The 15,762-nt window shown below is 45.6% G+C and carries 11 protein-coding genes, 2 rRNA genes and 1 other RNA gene; 2 read left to right on the forward strand and 12 right to left on the reverse strand.

All coding sequences use genetic code 11. The features are described 5' to 3' along the window. The 6 genes from AAEU32_RS15670 to AAEU32_RS15695 form a co-directional block, all read right to left on the reverse strand. Window positions 1–89: transposase (locus AAEU32_RS15670; RefSeq protein ID WP_421971474.1), on the reverse strand; the 89-nt coding region annotated here is incomplete at its 3' end. A gap of 449 nt (window positions 90–538) precedes the next feature. Next, entirely contained in the window at window positions 539–3,109 is a 2,571-nt protein-coding gene (locus AAEU32_RS15675) for an NB-ARC domain-containing protein (protein ID WP_421971475.1), read from the reverse strand. Between the two features lie 911 nt (window positions 3,110–4,020). Further along, on the reverse strand, window positions 4,021–6,915 hold the full coding sequence (gene gcvP / locus AAEU32_RS15680) for an aminomethyl-transferring glycine dehydrogenase (RefSeq protein WP_421971476.1): 2,895 nt from the start codon (window positions 6,913–6,915) through the stop codon (window positions 4,021–4,023). A gap of 159 nt (window positions 6,916–7,074) precedes the next feature. Further along, window positions 7,075–7,464: a glycine cleavage system protein GcvH gene (gcvH, locus tag AAEU32_RS15685; RefSeq protein WP_347388844.1), complete on the reverse strand. Its 390-nt coding sequence runs from the start codon at window positions 7,462–7,464 to the stop codon at window positions 7,075–7,077. A 30-nt stretch (window positions 7,465–7,494) separates the two neighbouring features. Continuing rightward, window positions 7,495–8,577, reverse strand: coding sequence for a glycine cleavage system aminomethyltransferase GcvT (gcvT, locus tag AAEU32_RS15690; RefSeq protein WP_421971477.1), 1,083 nt, complete (start codon window positions 8,575–8,577; stop codon window positions 7,495–7,497). 167 nt (window positions 8,578–8,744) lie between these two features. Then, a complete protein-coding gene (locus tag AAEU32_RS15695; RefSeq protein ID WP_421971478.1) occupies window positions 8,745–9,323 on the reverse strand; it encodes a hypothetical protein in 579 nt (192 codons plus the stop codon). 130 nt (window positions 9,324–9,453) lie between these two features. Between AAEU32_RS15695 and AAEU32_RS15700 the strand changes: the two genes are divergently transcribed. Beyond that, complete coding sequence (locus AAEU32_RS15700) at window positions 9,454–10,299, forward strand: LysR substrate-binding domain-containing protein (RefSeq protein ID WP_421971479.1); 846 nt, start codon at window positions 9,454–9,456, stop codon at window positions 10,297–10,299. Between the two features lie 21 nt (window positions 10,300–10,320). On the opposite strand, the gene AAEU32_RS15705 is transcribed toward AAEU32_RS15700, so the two are convergent. From AAEU32_RS15705 to AAEU32_RS15720, 4 genes are read right to left on the reverse strand one after another with little or no spacing between them, the layout of a single operon-like run. Continuing rightward, window positions 10,321–11,493: an FAD-dependent oxidoreductase gene (locus AAEU32_RS15705; protein WP_421971480.1), complete on the reverse strand. Its 1,173-nt coding sequence runs from the start codon at window positions 11,491–11,493 to the stop codon at window positions 10,321–10,323. 3 nt (window positions 11,494–11,496) lie between these two features. Further along, on the reverse strand, window positions 11,497–12,666 hold the full coding sequence (ubiH, locus tag AAEU32_RS15710; RefSeq protein ID WP_421971481.1) for a 2-octaprenyl-6-methoxyphenyl hydroxylase: 1,170 nt from the start codon (window positions 12,664–12,666) through the stop codon (window positions 11,497–11,499). Between the two features lie 3 nt (window positions 12,667–12,669). Next, window positions 12,670–13,980 carry a Xaa-Pro aminopeptidase gene (gene pepP / locus AAEU32_RS15715; protein ID WP_421971482.1) on the reverse strand — a complete coding sequence of 437 codons (1,311 nt, stop codon included), beginning with the start codon at window positions 13,978–13,980 and terminating at the stop codon, window positions 12,670–12,672. Next, a complete protein-coding gene (locus AAEU32_RS15720) occupies window positions 13,980–14,543 on the reverse strand; it encodes a UPF0149 family protein (protein ID WP_421971483.1) in 564 nt (187 codons plus the stop codon). Before AAEU32_RS15720 ends, pepP begins: the two co-directional genes overlap by 1 nt. A 197-nt stretch (window positions 14,544–14,740) precedes the next feature. Between AAEU32_RS15720 and ssrS the strand changes: the two genes are divergently transcribed. Next, window positions 14,741–14,923, forward strand: a non-coding RNA gene (ssrS, locus tag AAEU32_RS15725) — 6S RNA. Between the two features lie 530 nt (window positions 14,924–15,453). On the opposite strand, the gene rrf (AAEU32_RS15730) is transcribed toward ssrS, so the two are convergent. Both rrf (AAEU32_RS15730) and rrf (AAEU32_RS15735) read right to left on the reverse strand, forming a co-directional pair. After that, window positions 15,454–15,568: ribosomal RNA gene (gene rrf, locus AAEU32_RS15730) — 5S ribosomal RNA — on the reverse strand. A gap of 72 nt (window positions 15,569–15,640) precedes the next feature. Next, window positions 15,641–15,755, reverse strand: a 5S ribosomal RNA gene (rrf, locus tag AAEU32_RS15735). Between the last annotated feature and the right edge of the window lie 7 nt (window positions 15,756–15,762).

Below are 15,762 nucleotides of genomic sequence, written 5' to 3' on the forward strand. Positions count from 1 at the left end.
TGACGGCACACTTCCTCAACTTTTCTACCTGCATCAACTTCTTTTAATACTGCGATGATCTGAGATTCTGTATAGCGTGATTTTTTCATAGTCGTCTCCTGCATTTATCATTACAGAAAACTCTAATTATGTCTGTCTCAGTTTAGGGGAAGTGGACATCACCTACTCAAATGGCAAAAACGCCTAAGCGCCGCCATGCTGAAAAAAGGCGTGATCCTAAAAGATATGCGCAAGCACTTAACCTTTACCCTGAAAGGGCCAGAGGATTGAGATAGAAGATAAAAGAGGCAAGGTGAATTTGCTGGACTGCCCAATGCAGGGCCTACCCTCGACATATCAAGAGGCAAATTTGATAAAGCGACGCGTTGAAATCAAGAAATCTGACCCTTGATACGATTCCTTTGTCGCGGTGGCAACAGCACCCAAACAAAGAATCCTGACACCCACTCTAATAATTTACAGCGCCAAATAAAGGTACAGTTTGTTGGAGAGCCAGAGTCAATTTAAGTGGGTGTCTTGTCTATTTCTCTTTTGATTCTCAGTGCAGTTTGTCTAACTTCTCTTTCAGCTTTTTGCAGTAGCTATTATCGGAGTCTTTTCTAAGCCCTTCAGTTACAAGATTCCTAGCATCATCGATTTTGTCTAGATGTAAGGCTAACCAAGCAATTCTTGATAGATCTACAGCATCTCCTTCATGTCTCCTTGTCCAAATTACGTCATACAACCCCGACAAAAGTTCTCTTTTCACGCTTGCATTGGTCGTAATTTGCTTGGTAGAAAATTTATGATTGATAGTGTTTACAATTATAGATAACTGGAAAAAGTCTATATCTGACAATTGAGCAATTTCTAATATAGCGTGGACTTCATCCAATGGTTCTTTGAGTGCTTTTGCTATTTCAGCCAGCAATGTCCAGCCCATAAGTTTTTTGCTATCTATAGTTTCATTTTCTAAGTACAGTAAGCAGTATTCTTTAGCAGCGGGTACTAAGTTTTTAACATCGGACTCAAACAAAAAGTTAGCTACCAAAAAAAATCCATCGTTAAAAGAAAAACATATCCTGTCGATTATTTGTTTATTTTGATTAAATTTAGTGAGGTCTATATTTCGTAGGAAAGAAATGAAGTGATGCCTAAAGTTAATATTTTTATCTTCCAGCTTACATGGCCCAAACGTTTGTAGTAATTTAGAGTCACTTGAAATTTTACTTTTAAGTGGGCTTACATGTAATTTCTTTGCTCCAAATGCCAAAGCTACATATGGTAAACCAAGAAAATATTGACCATCGTCTGGAGATTTTTTTTCCTCTATCATGGAAAATTGAATCAGGTTATCGATTGACTTTTCTACTTCTAATGGTTCATCAATAGATACCATCAAAACTGTTTCAAGGGCAATTCTGGGAACAGCTGAATTCCAAGAAGCTAAAGTTAAAAAAACCTGTTGAGCACATGGCGTTAGAGCAGCGTAAGTCCTCTCAAACAGTGCCACCAACACTTCATCGCTACCAGCTATTATCTTTGGTAATGAGCCTTTAGCCCCATTATTAGCGAATCCCCCTAACATTACTTTGATAATATATGGGTGCCCCGATGATACGGATATTATCTCACTTATCACTTTTTCACTTAGCCGATCTTTTATACCTAGCGATGCCGAAGTAAGATCTATCAGAGCTCTCGATTCATCTTCAGTCATACCATGTACGGTTAAAGGATAATCTCCTATAAAGTCTCTCAACCTCGTAGTGATTAAAACTTTATTTGGGAGCCTGACATATGTATCGATTAATTTGTATAGCTCCAAAGGATTGTCTGTAGTTTCAAAATTGTCGAATACAAACAGGCAAGGACCTACTTCTGAGCTTGTCAATTGCTTTTGAAAATAATCAAGAGGATTTTTCTCCGGTTCAGAAAGAACAAGCTTACAGTAATACTTTGCCATATCTTGATCTGTTACAACACCAGCCCTAACCAGTTTAGCCCCAGACGAGTGCAAGTCTATATCGCGCGAACTAAACCAGATTACCGCATCAAATCTGTCGGTATCATACAACTCAGGTATAACTTTAAGTGCTAGCGATGTTTTCCCAATTCCTCCCCTGCCTAAAAGTGTTACTACTGCTCGGCGGTCATCCTTTAAAAGTTGCGCTAATTGCATTTCTAGGTTTGGACGAGCGATATACTCATATGTTAGATCTGGAACGTTAGTGAACACATTGCCTTTAACAACTAACTCACCGATCCCCTCAGACTCACTAGCAGGTAGCTGGCCTCTTGGAGCTAAATAGTTACTACTATCCCCATACTTCTTATTATCGGAAATATAGGATAACAGTTCGAACTTGTTATTGTTAAACCCGCCATTTGCAATAAAGAAATCACTTAGTTCTGCATCACTTTCTATTAGAGGGATTTGTCTAAAACCACTTAGGTATGTATAAATACCATTTTGTAAATTGAAGCTCTCTGACGTTGATAGATCTCTAAATTCATCGGTATTTTGTGTTATCGGCGTTACACGGTATTTTCCACTTAAATTTTTCTTGAGATATGCGGTGGGTAAACTGAGTAAGCTTAAATTATCAATAATTGTTAGCAAACTTCTTTCTAGAAACGTGCACGCATCTGAACTCTTGGCTGGTAAGGTAGCGCCATGGCCCCTAGTTTTATTTCTTAACTCTGTAAATAACTTAAACCAAGTTCTTAAGTCGACTTTCCCCTTGATCTCATTTACATCTATATCAAAAACCTGCATGGACTTTATCAAATCAGAGACAGCTTTATGTTGCCACTCCTCCGCATTAACTTTTTTTGTAAAATCGCTCTGAAATGGCCTTGATTCGTTTATCTGGAATTGTGAAGCAGTACCTAGCAAAAGGTCATCTATAGCTCTACTCCAATCACCAACACCGCTAGTTCTAACTAAAGTATATTCAATTTGATATTTGTGACGATCCTTATCATTTTCTAATGACGATAATAGATACAAAGTTATTAATTTCGTTATCGCCTCACCTGACACTAACAATGAGAAAAAAAATGAAAAGTCAGAGTCTGTCTTTGCCGTATCTAGCCTTTCGACTAACATTTTGACTAGTTTATTCATTTTTGTATCCTTACACATATTTTCTTTAGCGTATGAACCCAGAGGATACGCTAATGTTATCTATTATAAAAGTATGTTGGTAACCCTTTTTTATAATAATCATAGCCTTATGAAAATAGAAATTTCATTCAACAAAAGTTTTAAGCAGCTCATAAACAAAGTCGTATTGTTCCAAACTCACTGCCCCCTATCCCCCGTTTGAATTCGCGCTGTAGAAATCAGCTTTTGTTGCGAAGCGTGAAGCTGACAGCGAGGCAGGACGCCGAGCTAGATTTAACAGCACAGGGATGTGCTGTTAAATCGTGTCAGCAGCTAAGCGGAGCGTTTAACAAAAGATATGAGTTCGAAAGCAATTGCGAATTACGGGCGCCTAGGAGTTCCAAGAGGGCGACGAGTGACCGAAGCAGCGCTTCGCAGCGCTCGGAGGTGGAGGCATGGATGCCGACAGGAACACGGCTTCATGGATGAATTACTTGCACGGTGATGATGCATTTCCTCTGACCCGAAGTCGGCGGCCCGACAAAATCTAAATTTGAAAAGCCATGTTATCCAGCATTCCTCAGCAATCAAGAAACCCTGAATAAGAGTTGGCAGTCTGAAGACTGCCCTACAGTCGGCCTTATCGGCAATATGCTCCTGCATTGCTCTACTACAGACATCCCCTGTCAGGCTGAAGCCTGACCCACAAAAAACAGCGAAGGTTGGTCGATTCATACAACCATCTTTTGTCAGGCTGAAGCCTAACCCACAACAACATTGCAGTCTGACCTACAAGGTTATCCATGCCCGCAAAGTCTGACCAACAGGCGGTCATTCGCCGTATAACACCCACAAAAAAAGCGCCCCTTTTCAGGGGCGCTTCTCAAAAACGATTTTAATCAGCCCTCGCTCTGCAGCGAGAATAAAGCCAATTACTCATCGCGATACGTATCAACCGCAGGACAAGAACAAATAAGGTTACGGTCACCGAACACGTCATCAATACGTGTTACTGTTGGCCAGAACTTGTTCTTCGCCACGCTTTCAACTGGGAATGCAGCATAGAAACGGTCGTATGCGCGGTTCCAGTCGTTGCTTAGCACGTCTGCTTGCGTGTGCGGCGCATTCACTAGCGGGTTGTCTTCAATTGACCATTCGCCGTTAGCAATCTTGTCGATTTCGCTCTTGATTGACGCCATCGCTTCGATGAAACGGTCGATCTCAACTTTAGACTCAGATTCAGTTGGCTCAATCATCAATGTGCCCGCTACTGGGAACGACATTGTTGGTGAGTGGAAACCGTAGTCCATTAAGCGCTTCGCTACGTCCATTTCAGACACGCCAGTGGCTTCTTTAAGTGGGCGTAGGTCAACAATACACTCGTGCGCAACGCGGTTGTTACGGCCACGGTATAGGATTGGGTAATGCTCGCTTAGCTTTTCAGCTAGATAGTTTGCATTCACAATCGCTGTTTCTGTTGCTTCACGTAGGCCTTCGCTACCCATCATGGCAATGTATGCCCATGAAATTGGTAGGATTGCCGCAGAGCCGTAAGGAGCAGCTGACACCGCGCCATTGTCTACGTTCGTACCCGGTACGTTGATTACGCTGTGGTTAGGCATAAATGGCGCAAGGTGTGATTTAACACCGATTGGGCCAACACCTGGGCCACCGCCACCGTGTGGGATACAGAATGTTTTGTGTAGGTTAAGGTGCGATACGTCTGAACCGATGAAGCCTGGGCTTGTTACACCTACTTGCGCGTTCATGTTCGCGCCATCCATGTAAACTTGGCCGCCGTGCTGGTGCACGATGTCGCAAATTTCACGGATTGTTTCTTCGTATACACCGTGTGTAGACGGGTATGTGATCATGATGCACGATAGGTTCTCTGACACTTCTTCAGCTTTCGCTTTAAGGTCAGCCATATCTACGTTACCTTGCTTGTCGCAATCAACAACCACAATCTTCATGCTAGCCATTTGTGCTGATGCAGGGTTAGTACCGTGTGCAGAGCTTGGGATCAAACATACGTTACGGTGACCTTCGCCACGTGACTCGTGGTATTTACGAATCGCGATAAGGCCTGCGTATTCACCCTGTGCACCTGAGTTAGGCTGTAGTGATACTGCATCGTAACCTGTGATGTTTACTAACCAGTCGTGTAGCTCGTTGATCATCACTTGGTAACCTGCCGCTTGATCCAATGGGCAGAATGGGTGCAAGTTTGCAAACTCTGGCCATGTGATTGGGATCATCTCTGCTGTCGCGTTTAGTTTCATCGTACATGAACCTAACGAGATCATTGAGTGGTTAAGCGATAAGTCTTTGTTTTCTAGACGCTTGATATAACGAAGCATCTCAGTTTCGCTGTGGTACGAGTTGAAGTTCGGGTGCGTTAGCACTTCGTCATCACGTACTAGGCTAGCTGGGATAGACTGTGAACCATTAGCGCTGATTTGTGCATCAAGTGCCGCTACGTCTAGACCATGACCTTCACCTAGGATGATGTCGAATAGCTCTAGTACGTCTTCACGTGTTGTAGTCTCAGATACAGAGATCGAGTACTCACCTGCGTGGTTAGTCGCAAAGTTAACTTCTGCTGCAAGTGCGCGTGCAACGACTTCGTCTTTGTTATCAGCAACAACAGTGATGGTGTCGAACCATGTGTCGTGCTTAAGCGCTACGCCTTTCTCTTTAAGGCCAGCAGCTAGGATGTCAGCAAAACGGTGGATACGCTCAGCGATTGTTTTCAGACCTTGTGGGCCGTGGTAAACCGCGTAAAACGCTGCCATGTTCGCTAGTAACACCTGTGCAGTACAGATGTTTGAGTTCGCTTTTTCACGGCGGATGTGCTGTTCACGTGTTTGCATTGCCATACGCAATGCGTCGTTACCTAGGCGGTCTTTTGACACACCGATGATACGACCTGGTAGTGAACGCTTGTATGCATCACGCGTGGTGAAGAACGCCGCGTGTGGACCACCGTAGCCCATAGGCACACCAAAACGCTGTGCAGAACCAAGTACTACGTCTGCACCTAGTTTACCTGGTGCTTTAAGTAGCATAAGTGCCATGATGTCTGCAGCAACACACGCAAGTGCTTTTTTGCTTTGTACAGCAGCGATAAGGTCTGTTAAATCAACCACTTCACCGCTTGTTGTTGGATACTGGAATAAGGCACCGAAGATCTCATGGTTTGCAGCTTCGCTTGCAGGACCAATGATGATGTCAAAACCAAACTGCTCGGCACGTGTTTTTACTACGTCGATAGTTTGTACGTGAACGTCTTCTGCGATGAAGAATGCATTTGCTTTTTTCGCTTTAGAAACGCGCTTTGCAAGTGCCATTGCTTCAGCAGCAGCAGTTGACTCGTCAAGTAGTGACGCGCTTGCAAGGTCAAGGCCCGTTAGGTCCATTGATAGCGTTTGGAAGTTAAGTAGTGACTCCAAACGACCTTGTGCAATCTCTGGCTGGTAAGGCGTGTATGCTGTGTACCAACCTGGGTTTTCTAAAACGTTACGCAGGATCACGTGAGGTACATGCGTCGGGTGGTAACCCTGACCGATGTATGATTTGAATACCTTGTTTTGGCTAGCTACTGATTTTAGGTAGCTCAGGGTTTCAACCTCAGTGCGGCTTTCGCCAATTTGCAGGCCGTTCTCAAGACGAATGCTAGCAGGAACAGTTTGTTCCATAAGCTCTTCAACACTCGATACTCCAAGAGCGCTAAGCATGTCGCTCATTTGCGCCGGGCTCGGGCCAATGTGACGACGAATAAAATCTTGCTTTTGCTCTAACTGTTCAAGAGATTTGGCATTTGACATATGTCCAGATTCCTATGATCCAAGAAATTTAATGCGATTTGGTGGGGGTTTACCTACAAACAAGGCGTTACACCAAACCTGTAAAGGTGCCGATATGGCGGCACATAAACTTAAAAAGCCCCGAAACGGGGCTTTTAGGGGCCTAAGCCCAAACGAATATTACTCGTCGTCGATGCTGTTCGTGTAGCCTTCAGCGTCAAGTAAGTTATCAAGCTCAGACTCGTCTGAAGCTTTAATGCGGAACAACCAGCCGTCACCGTATGGGTCTGAGTTTACTGTCTCAGGCGCATCTTCTAGCTCTTCGTTGATAGCAACGATTTCACCGCCAATTGGTGCGTAGATGTCAGAAGCCGCTTTTACAGACTCAGCAACTGCACAGTCTTCACCGGCGTCAACTTCGTCACCTACTTCTGGTAATTCTACGAATACCATATCACCTAGTAGCTCTTGCGCGTGCTCAGTGATACCCACAGTGTAAGTGCCGTCGCCTTCAGCGCGAACCCACTCGTGTGAACTAGCGTACTTTAATTCGCTTGGAATGTTGCTCATTGTCTGTTCCTTTGGTGTAAATTTAAATTCTTATACTACGGCTTTACCTTGACGCACAAAGCAAGGCTTAACCACTTTAACATTGACTAGTTTTTTACGCATTTCTACTTGCGCTGTATCGCCGATTTCACGCGGTACACGGGCAAGTGCAATACTGTGACCAAGTGTAGGTGAGAAAGTACCCGAGGTAATAACACCTTCGCCTGCATCACAAATAACTTTTAGGCCACCGCGTAACACGCCTTTTTCTTCAAGCACAAGACCAACTAGTTTGTCAGTGCTCTTATCAGCGCGTTGTTGTTCTACTACTTCACGACCGATGAAGTTACGATCAGCTGGTTCCCAAGCAATGGTCCACGCCATGTTCGCCGCAAGTGGCGACACGCTTTCGTCCATATCTTGGCCGTATAGGTTCATACCTGCTTCAAGGCGTAGTGTGTCACGAGCACCTAGACCAGCTGGCGCTACGCCTGCGTCTAGAAGCTGTTGCCATAGGTCAGCAGCTTGCTCGTTTGGTACTACAATCTCGTAACCATCCTCGCCAGTATAGCCTGTTGTGGCGATAAATAAATCACCGGCCTGCACACCAAAGAATGGCTTCATGTCTGCCACAGCTTCTTGCTGCGCTGCACTTAATACTTCGGCAGTTTTCGCTTTCGCGTTAGGGCCTTGAACCGCAATCATTGCGAACTCAGGACGCTCTGTCACAGTCACGTTAAAATCAACTGCAACGGCACTCATATGTGCTAAATCTTTTTCACGCGTTGCTGAGTTAACCACTAGGCGGTACTCAGTGTCGCTGAAGAAATAAATTATCAAATCGTCGATCACGCCGCCTTGCTCGTTAAGCATGCCAGTGTAAAGTGCTTTACCAGCAACTGTTAACTTAGCAACATCATTTGCTACAAGCTTTTGTAAGAAGGCTTTTGCGTCATCGCCTTGAACGTCAACGATGGTCATGTGTGATACGTCGAACATGCCTGCATCGGTACGCACAGCGTTGTGTTCTTCGATTTGCGAACCGTAGTTGATTGGCATATCCCAGCCAAAGAAATCAACCATTTTTGCACCCGCTTCGAGGTGCTTGGCATGTAGAGGTGTTTTAGAAGACATAATATTCCTTCACTTTTTACGAACCCAATATGGTGGGCGTGGCCTCATTAATTGAGGGGGAATAACATGGGCCGCGATTATACATAAGTTGTTCGCCGCTGACACCCAAATTAGCAATTACTTTTGTAACATCTGTTAGCAAAAGCGTACATTTTTCTTGGCGACATTTAAGCAGCATGTGCTTGGGGGTTAAAATGCGCGCCCGTCAAAGAATGTGTCACGTTATTCAACGCATCTAGGTGTGCAAATACACGGTAGTATTGCTCGCCACTGTCGGCACTGGCTACTACAAAACAGGCACCACACTGCACACCGTAATGTTGGGTATTTTGGCCAAGCGCCATCCCCATATACAGGCTAAATTGCTGCCCTAAGAAATCAGCTGCATCAGGGCCGCTAAAGTGCACACTTGCCAACTCTGGGCGTGGCATGACATCCACGTCAAAATGTTCGCTGGCGCTATTGAGTAGCGCAGTCACTTTATCGGCGTCGGTGGTAACAATACGTAGCGCCATATCACTTAAAAAGAATACGTCGAATGATAGGTCTAAGTCAGTCAGATCGTAGCGCACAGCCATACCCGGTTTGGTAGCCCAACTTAGGTTGCAGCTTTTTAAACTTTGTAACAGCAGTAATACTTCACAGCCACCTAAGTCGATGATCTGTTCATGTGCTTTTGCAAAGGTATTTGTGCTAGCATCCAGTGCGCCATGGTGGCGGGCAAAAAAGAGTGATTGAATCGCCATCGCTGCCTCAACTGATTAGATTTAAACTTTTCGCAGTATAGGGCTGGGCCAAACCAACAACAAATTGTAATTTTTTATCGATTGATAAATAATGCAAATGTATTTCGCGCAATAAATTGGCATCTCTAATATGAAAAACATCCCCATGGACAGCCTTCGTACTTTAGTCACCGTAGTGGAAGTAGGAGGCTTTGCCAAAGCAGGCGATTTGCTTGGTTTGTCGCAACCTGCGGTGAGTTTGCAAATTAAGCGTTTGGAAGATTTACTCGGGCGTAAGCTGTTTAAAAAGCAAGGGCAACGCCAAGTGCTGAATCATCAAGGTGAACAATTATTGCCTCTCGCGAAGCAAATACTCAAAGAGAATGATGCCATATTGCAGCTGTTCAGTAATGAAACGGTCACAGGTAAAGTACGTTTAGGCATTCCTAGCGAGTTTGCGGCCAGTATTTTGCCTGCCATTATTGGTGACTTTGTGTCGCTCTATCCTGATGTATCGCTTGAGGTAAAATCCGAGCTGAGCAAACAGTTGATGCATGTAAGCAACCGCGACGAGTTTGATTTGATTTTGACGCTCGTCGAGCAGCTCGATAATCCGCACTACCCTAGCTTCTTACAAGATGACTTGGTGTGGGTCGGAAATACAGCAATTAGCCCAAGTACGCCTGTAACCTTGGTAGTTGCACCACAGGGCTGTATTTATCGTCGTCGCGCGATTGAAGCATTGGAGCAAGCGGGGATCCCTTGGCGAGTGGTGTACACTAATGCCGACTTAACGGGACTCACAGCGGCAATAAAAGAAGAGTTAGGGATCACGGTATTAGCGCGCAAGACAGTGCCTGAAGAATTACCATTCACAACGGGCACCGACTTACTGCCCGCTCTTGGGCAAATTGGTATTAGCTTGATTAAACGCGCCCAAGAGCCCGCGCACGCCATTGATAAGTTAGCGGAGTTTATTAGCTTACGATTGAGTTAATAACACGACGAGCACCTTGGGTTATTTACCCAAGGCTTGCTCTGCAAATAGCTGCTTTAGTGGCTTGATATCGTTTACTGCAGCCAAACCTAAGCCACGTACCAACTTTTTGAAAGGGTTCGAGCCTGCGAACACACTTTTTAACCCCTGCATCGTTGCAATATGCTTTTGCGCATCGAGTTTGCGCTCGCGCTCATAGGTACGCAGTGCACGCCCTAAGTCGCCGTCTTTGCTCGTTAGCGGCTCAACAACCAGTTGCGCAAACCGTGCTGCATCTTTTAATCCAAGGTTCATACCTAACCCAGCGAGCGGGTGAATAGTGTGTGCTGCATCGCCCATCAAGACGATACGCTCTTTAACCCATTGGCGAGCATAGCGCATCGTTAACGGGAATACCGGACGCACTGATTGCACTTCACACAAACCACATTGACCATCAAAGGCGGTGTATAGCGCCTTGTTAAAGTCTTCATTGCTCATGCTGTGATAGTGCTGCGCCTGCTCTGGCGAGCACGACCATACGATCGAGTGCATGTGCTGATCCGGCAAGGGTAAGAATGCCAGTGGACCGTCGGGTAAAAATACCTGTCGGGCACATTGCTCATTGCTGTATTGGGTTTTGACCGTAGCAACGAGCGCATGATGGTCATAATCTTTAAAGGTGATTGGCAAATTAAAGCGTTGGCGAATACCTGAATTAGCGCCATCGGCAGCAACCAGTAATTCGCACATCACAGGTGAGCCATTATCGAGCGTAATAAGGACATTGCTTTCGCTTTGGTGGATATCTTTATAAGCATGATTAAACAACAAGGTGACGTTATCTTGCTGCTGTAGTTGGGCTATCAAGGCGCGGTGGATCACGTCGTTTTCAATGATGTGCCCAAGGTGCGATACATCATAGTCATCGCTATCAAAGTGGATATGAGCAAAACTGTCTTTGTCGCGCACATCCATTTGCGTATACGGGCTCATACGTTGCGCTTGCATATGCACCCAAGCACCGAGCTCAGTAAATAGCGCTTCACTGGCATGGTTAATAGCGCTTACGCGCAGGCCGTAGTCATCACTGAGTGGTGCACAGGTGTCGCCAGCGTCAATTACTACCACTGAAATGCCTTGTAAGCTCAGCGCCAACGCTGCGCTTAAACCAACACACCCGCCGCCAACGACCGCTACCTTTGCTTGAAACATGCCTTAATTAAATCCCATTAGTTGTTTTGCCAAGGGTTGGCGTAGCGAACTGCATAATTGCATCGCAGCCAAACCCGCGCTTCGCCCAAGGGCAATGCTGCGCGCACTGTTTGAAAATGTACGTACTAAGGTGTCGGTAAGCGTCATCACTCGGGTAATATCTTGCTCACGTGCTTGTGCATACTCCGAGGTAAAGGCATATGAACCCAGCTCATCACCTGCCTGAGCTATACGCGCGACCAACTCTTTAATATCTCTCAGACCAAGATTAAAACCCTGCCCAGCAATAGGATGAATTGCGTGGGCTGCGTTACCAATGACCACGGCTCGGCTACTCACTAAGGTGTTGCTTCGCCCCCACACCAGAGGATAAACGCTGCGCTCACCTACTTGGGTGAATAGCCCTGCTCGATAACCAAACTCATCTTGTAATGCAGCGATAAATTCATCACCAGTGCTTTGTTGTAGTTCGTTGAGCTTATGTGCATCATCACACCACACTAATGAATAACGATTGCGAGACATGGGCAATAAAGCCAATGGACCATGTTCAGTAAAGCGCTCAAACGCATGGCTTTGGTGGTCGTCTCGTACTTCAACATTGGCTATGAGCGCATGTTGATTGTATTGCTGAGTATGGAAATCAAGATGCAATAAAGAGCGCGTTGCTGACTGCGCACCATCGGCCACTACGACTAATTTAGCGCCCAGTTTCGTACCGTCATCCAGTGTAAGCTGATTGTGGGATTCGTGCATTGATACAGCGACAACTTTGGCAGGACAAAACTGCGTGACGTTTTGCTGTGCACTTAAAGCACGGTGCAGAGCCTGCCCCCAAGGACGCACCTCTACCACATAACCCAGCGCCGCTAAATTGTAATCTTGGTGGCTAATTTGGGTTTTGCCAAAATGCCCACGATCAGAAACCTGCACGTGTTTAATGGCACATGCGTAGTCGCTTTGCGCATTAAACAAATTGTGAGCTTGAAGGTAATTAACCGAATCAGCCGCCAATGCAATTGAGCGGTCATCAAAGCTTGGATGGGTATCATTGCTTGGCACGTGTGCTTCAACAACAGCAATGCTCAACGTAGGACATTGCTGTGCCAGTACATTTGCCAGTGTACCTCCGGCTAAACCGCCACCAACTACCACCACATCGACGTGCTGCACTACTTAGCTCTCCTGCATTAGCGCTTCGATTTCGGCGATTTCTTTTGGTACTGCAGCCGTGAGGTTTTCATGGCCATTTTCTGTAACCAGAACGTCATCCTCGATACGAATACCGATACCTCGGTATTGCTGGGCTACAGGCGCATCTTCGCTGATGTATAAACCTGGTTCGATAGTCAGCACCATACCCGGCTCGAATGGGCGGTCTTTTTCGTCTTGCTTGTATTCACCCACGTCGTGTACATCAAGACCAAGCCAATGTCCTAAGCCGTGCATGTAAAACGCACGATAAGCCTGACTTTCAAGGAGCTCTTCAATATCACCTTCGAGTAAACCCAAATCAATTAGCCCTTGGGTCAGAATACGGTTAACCACCTGCGCCGCTTGTGCCAGTGTATTACCCGGCTTCACAACATCAAGCGCTGCGTACTGGGCTTTAAGGACAAGGTTATACACGGCTTTTTGCGCTTGGGTAAATGTGCCATTTACGGGGAATGTACGGGTAATATCAGCCGCATAACCTGCCAGTTCACATCCCGAGTCTATCAGGACCAAGTCGCCGTCTTTAAGCGTTGATTCGTTTTCGGTGTAGTGCAAAATCGTGGCGTTATCACCACTTCCAACAATCGTGCCATAAGCTGGGTAGCGAGCGCCGTTCATGGCGTAATGATGATGCAACTCAGCCTCAAGTTGATACTCAGTCGCACCCGCTTTAGCAAAACGCATCGCGCGCTTGTGAGCGTCGGCACTGATAGCACCGGCACGGCGCATGATCTCAATTTCAGCAGGTGATTTAAACAGACGCATTTCGTGTACAAGCGTACGCACGTCACGCATCACTTCTGGCGCTCGATAACCTTTTTTAGGCGCACCGCGAAGGGTATTAAGCAATGCAAACACTTGGTCATCAACATCTTTATACACGCCTTGGCCAAAATACAGTGTGCTCTTTTGGTTGACCGCATCAATTAAGCCCTGATCTAAATCAGCCAAGGTGTAGGCTTCATCAACAGGTAACAGTTCAACGGCAGCATCGGCGCCCATACGGCGACCATGCCAAATCTCGGCTGTTTTATCCTTTGCGCGCACGTAAATAATAGACTTTTGCTCGTCGCCCTTGATAAGTACAAGCATCGCATCGGGTTCATTAAACCCTGTTAAATAGAAAAAGTCGCTATCTTGGCGAAATGGAAACTCAGTATCGCGGCTGCGGGTGATCTCTTTTGCAGCAGGGATCAACGCCACTGAATTGTGTTTCATTTGCGCCAGTAATCGATGCTGGCGCGCTAAATATTCTTCTTTGGTAATATTCATTAGTGAAGCGTCTTTGAAGTTGTCGTAGAAGTATCACGCTTGCCTAATTCTGCAAAACATAACATGGCCGATACACGCACATATTCAAGCACCTCATGAAGGGCTTGTTTGTCTTCTTCGCTTTCATCGAAGTGCGTATCTAAGCGGCTAATTTCCGTGAAATCTTGAATGACCTCTTTTACGTCAGCTGAGAGTTTACCGTAGTCTTGTTGCTTTAAACCAAAACCTAGCAAGAATCCATTAACCCAAGCGACCAGCGCATTGGCTTGATCGATCAGACTTTCTTCTTCATCAGGTAACATTAATTCAAATTGCAGCTGCTCATTTGAAAAGGAATCTACCACTTGAGTGTAGAGTTCACTGAGCCACTGCTTGAGTGTTCTCTCAAAGCTGATGCCGTCATTGAGCACATCACATAGCAATCCTTGGTACTCATGCTCTTCGATATCCAAACCACAGGCAAGCAAGCCAGTGATAATGCCATGCACTTCCGATGGCATGACAAAAATATCGTTACTTTCTAAAAGTTGTTGTGCTTCTGGGTAGCTACGTTGTTCGCTCATGTTAGGCTCGCGTATGACGAAATAATTTACTTTACAATCAGTAATGCTACCACCGCTCGCAGGCCGACTCCACCGTATTGTCACTAGGCTTATATGATAACGATCAAATAACACCCAGCTTGTTCACTTTAGCCGCATTTAAACACTTATTTTGTCTTTAAACTGTATCCCTGAGGCTGGGTCTTATATACTTAAGTTGTTCCCTAGCTTGTTGGCCAGCGAATGATGTCCCTGAGCCGATAAATTTTAAACAGGAATGCATCTTGCGGGCTATTGCGCAAGCTCGGCATGTACCGAGAAGCCTACGGCCTGTAGTTGTCTTCCGCCTTGAACCGTAGGGTTCAAGGGCTGATATTCGTAACCGCAACGCCGGGGAACATCCTTTCTTCTTTTTCTAAATCTTTTCTTATTTACTCACAGACAATAACTGGCTTATACCTTTCATAGCCGAGAGTTCAGATTATTCCTTGTGAGTTATACCAATTCTGCTTTTGCAAGGCTAAAGCCTAGCCTACACAGAGCTGTGGGAATGTTTTGTAGGTCGGGGTTCACCCCGACATAAGTCAAAAAGGCCTGCCACAGCACAGTCGTTCTCTGATGGGTCAGTTCTAATTTACAACGAATTTTGAGGTGAGCTGAACGCAAAAAACCCGCTCGTTGAGCGGGTTTATTTAATTAGGAGCTTGGCTCGCTACGAAGTAGGATGTTCTACTTCGTAGCGACTACTTTACTTCGGGCTATCCTGCCCTTGCCCTTCGGGTCGCCTACGCGATGTAAAGCTATTCCCAACAGCTTTATCACAGGAATGAATTCGCTTCGCTCAGCTTTTTTCCTGCCATGTTCAAGTAGAGTATCAATGCTTTTAAACGAAAAAACCCAGCTATAAGCTGGGTTCTTCATATAATTAGGAGCTTGGCGATGTTCTACTTTCACATGGCAAATGCCACACTATCATCGACGCTGTTTCGTTTCACTTCTGAGTTCGGCATGGGGTCAGGTGGTTCCAAAACGCTATTGTCGCCAAGCAAAAACTTGTAAATTCTTTTTTTGCTCTAAAAAGCCCGACTCATTCGAATCGGGCTTTTCTAAAATTAGGAGCCTGGTGATGACCTACTTTCACATGGCAAATGCCACACTATCATCGGCGCAGTTCCGTTTCACTTCTGAGTTCGGCATGGGGTCAGGTGGGTCCAGAACGCTATTGTCACCAAGCAAAGCT

It is taken from the genome of Pseudoalteromonas maris (assembly GCF_049257235.1).
Classification (GTDB): domain Bacteria; phylum Pseudomonadota; class Gammaproteobacteria; order Enterobacterales; family Alteromonadaceae; genus Pseudoalteromonas.

Coding starts and splice junctions, on each gene's coding strand:
- AAEU32_RS15675 (WP_421971475.1), bottom strand. CDS start 3,109: ATGAATAAACTAGTCAAAATGTTAGTCGAAAGGCTAGATACGGCAAAG.
- pepP (WP_421971482.1), bottom strand. CDS start 13,980: ATGAATATTACCAAAGAAGAATATTTAGCGCGCCAGCATCGATTACTG.
- gcvT (WP_421971477.1), bottom strand. CDS start 8,577: ATGTCTTCTAAAACACCTCTACATGCCAAGCACCTCGAAGCGGGTGCA.
- gcvP (WP_421971476.1), bottom strand. CDS start 6,915: ATGTCAAATGCCAAATCTCTTGAACAGTTAGAGCAAAAGCAAGATTTT.
- gcvH (WP_347388844.1), bottom strand. CDS start 7,464: ATGAGCAACATTCCAAGCGAATTAAAGTACGCTAGTTCACACGAGTGG.
- AAEU32_RS15720 (WP_421971483.1), bottom strand. CDS start 14,543: ATGAGCGAACAACGTAGCTACCCAGAAGCACAACAACTTTTAGAAAGT.
- AAEU32_RS15705 (WP_421971480.1), bottom strand. CDS start 11,493: ATGTTTCAAGCAAAGGTAGCGGTCGTTGGCGGCGGGTGTGTTGGTTTA.
- AAEU32_RS15700 (WP_421971479.1), top strand. CDS start 9,454: ATGAAAAACATCCCCATGGACAGCCTTCGTACTTTAGTCACCGTAGTG.
- AAEU32_RS15695 (WP_421971478.1), bottom strand. CDS start 9,323: ATGGCGATTCAATCACTCTTTTTTGCCCGCCACCATGGCGCACTGGAT.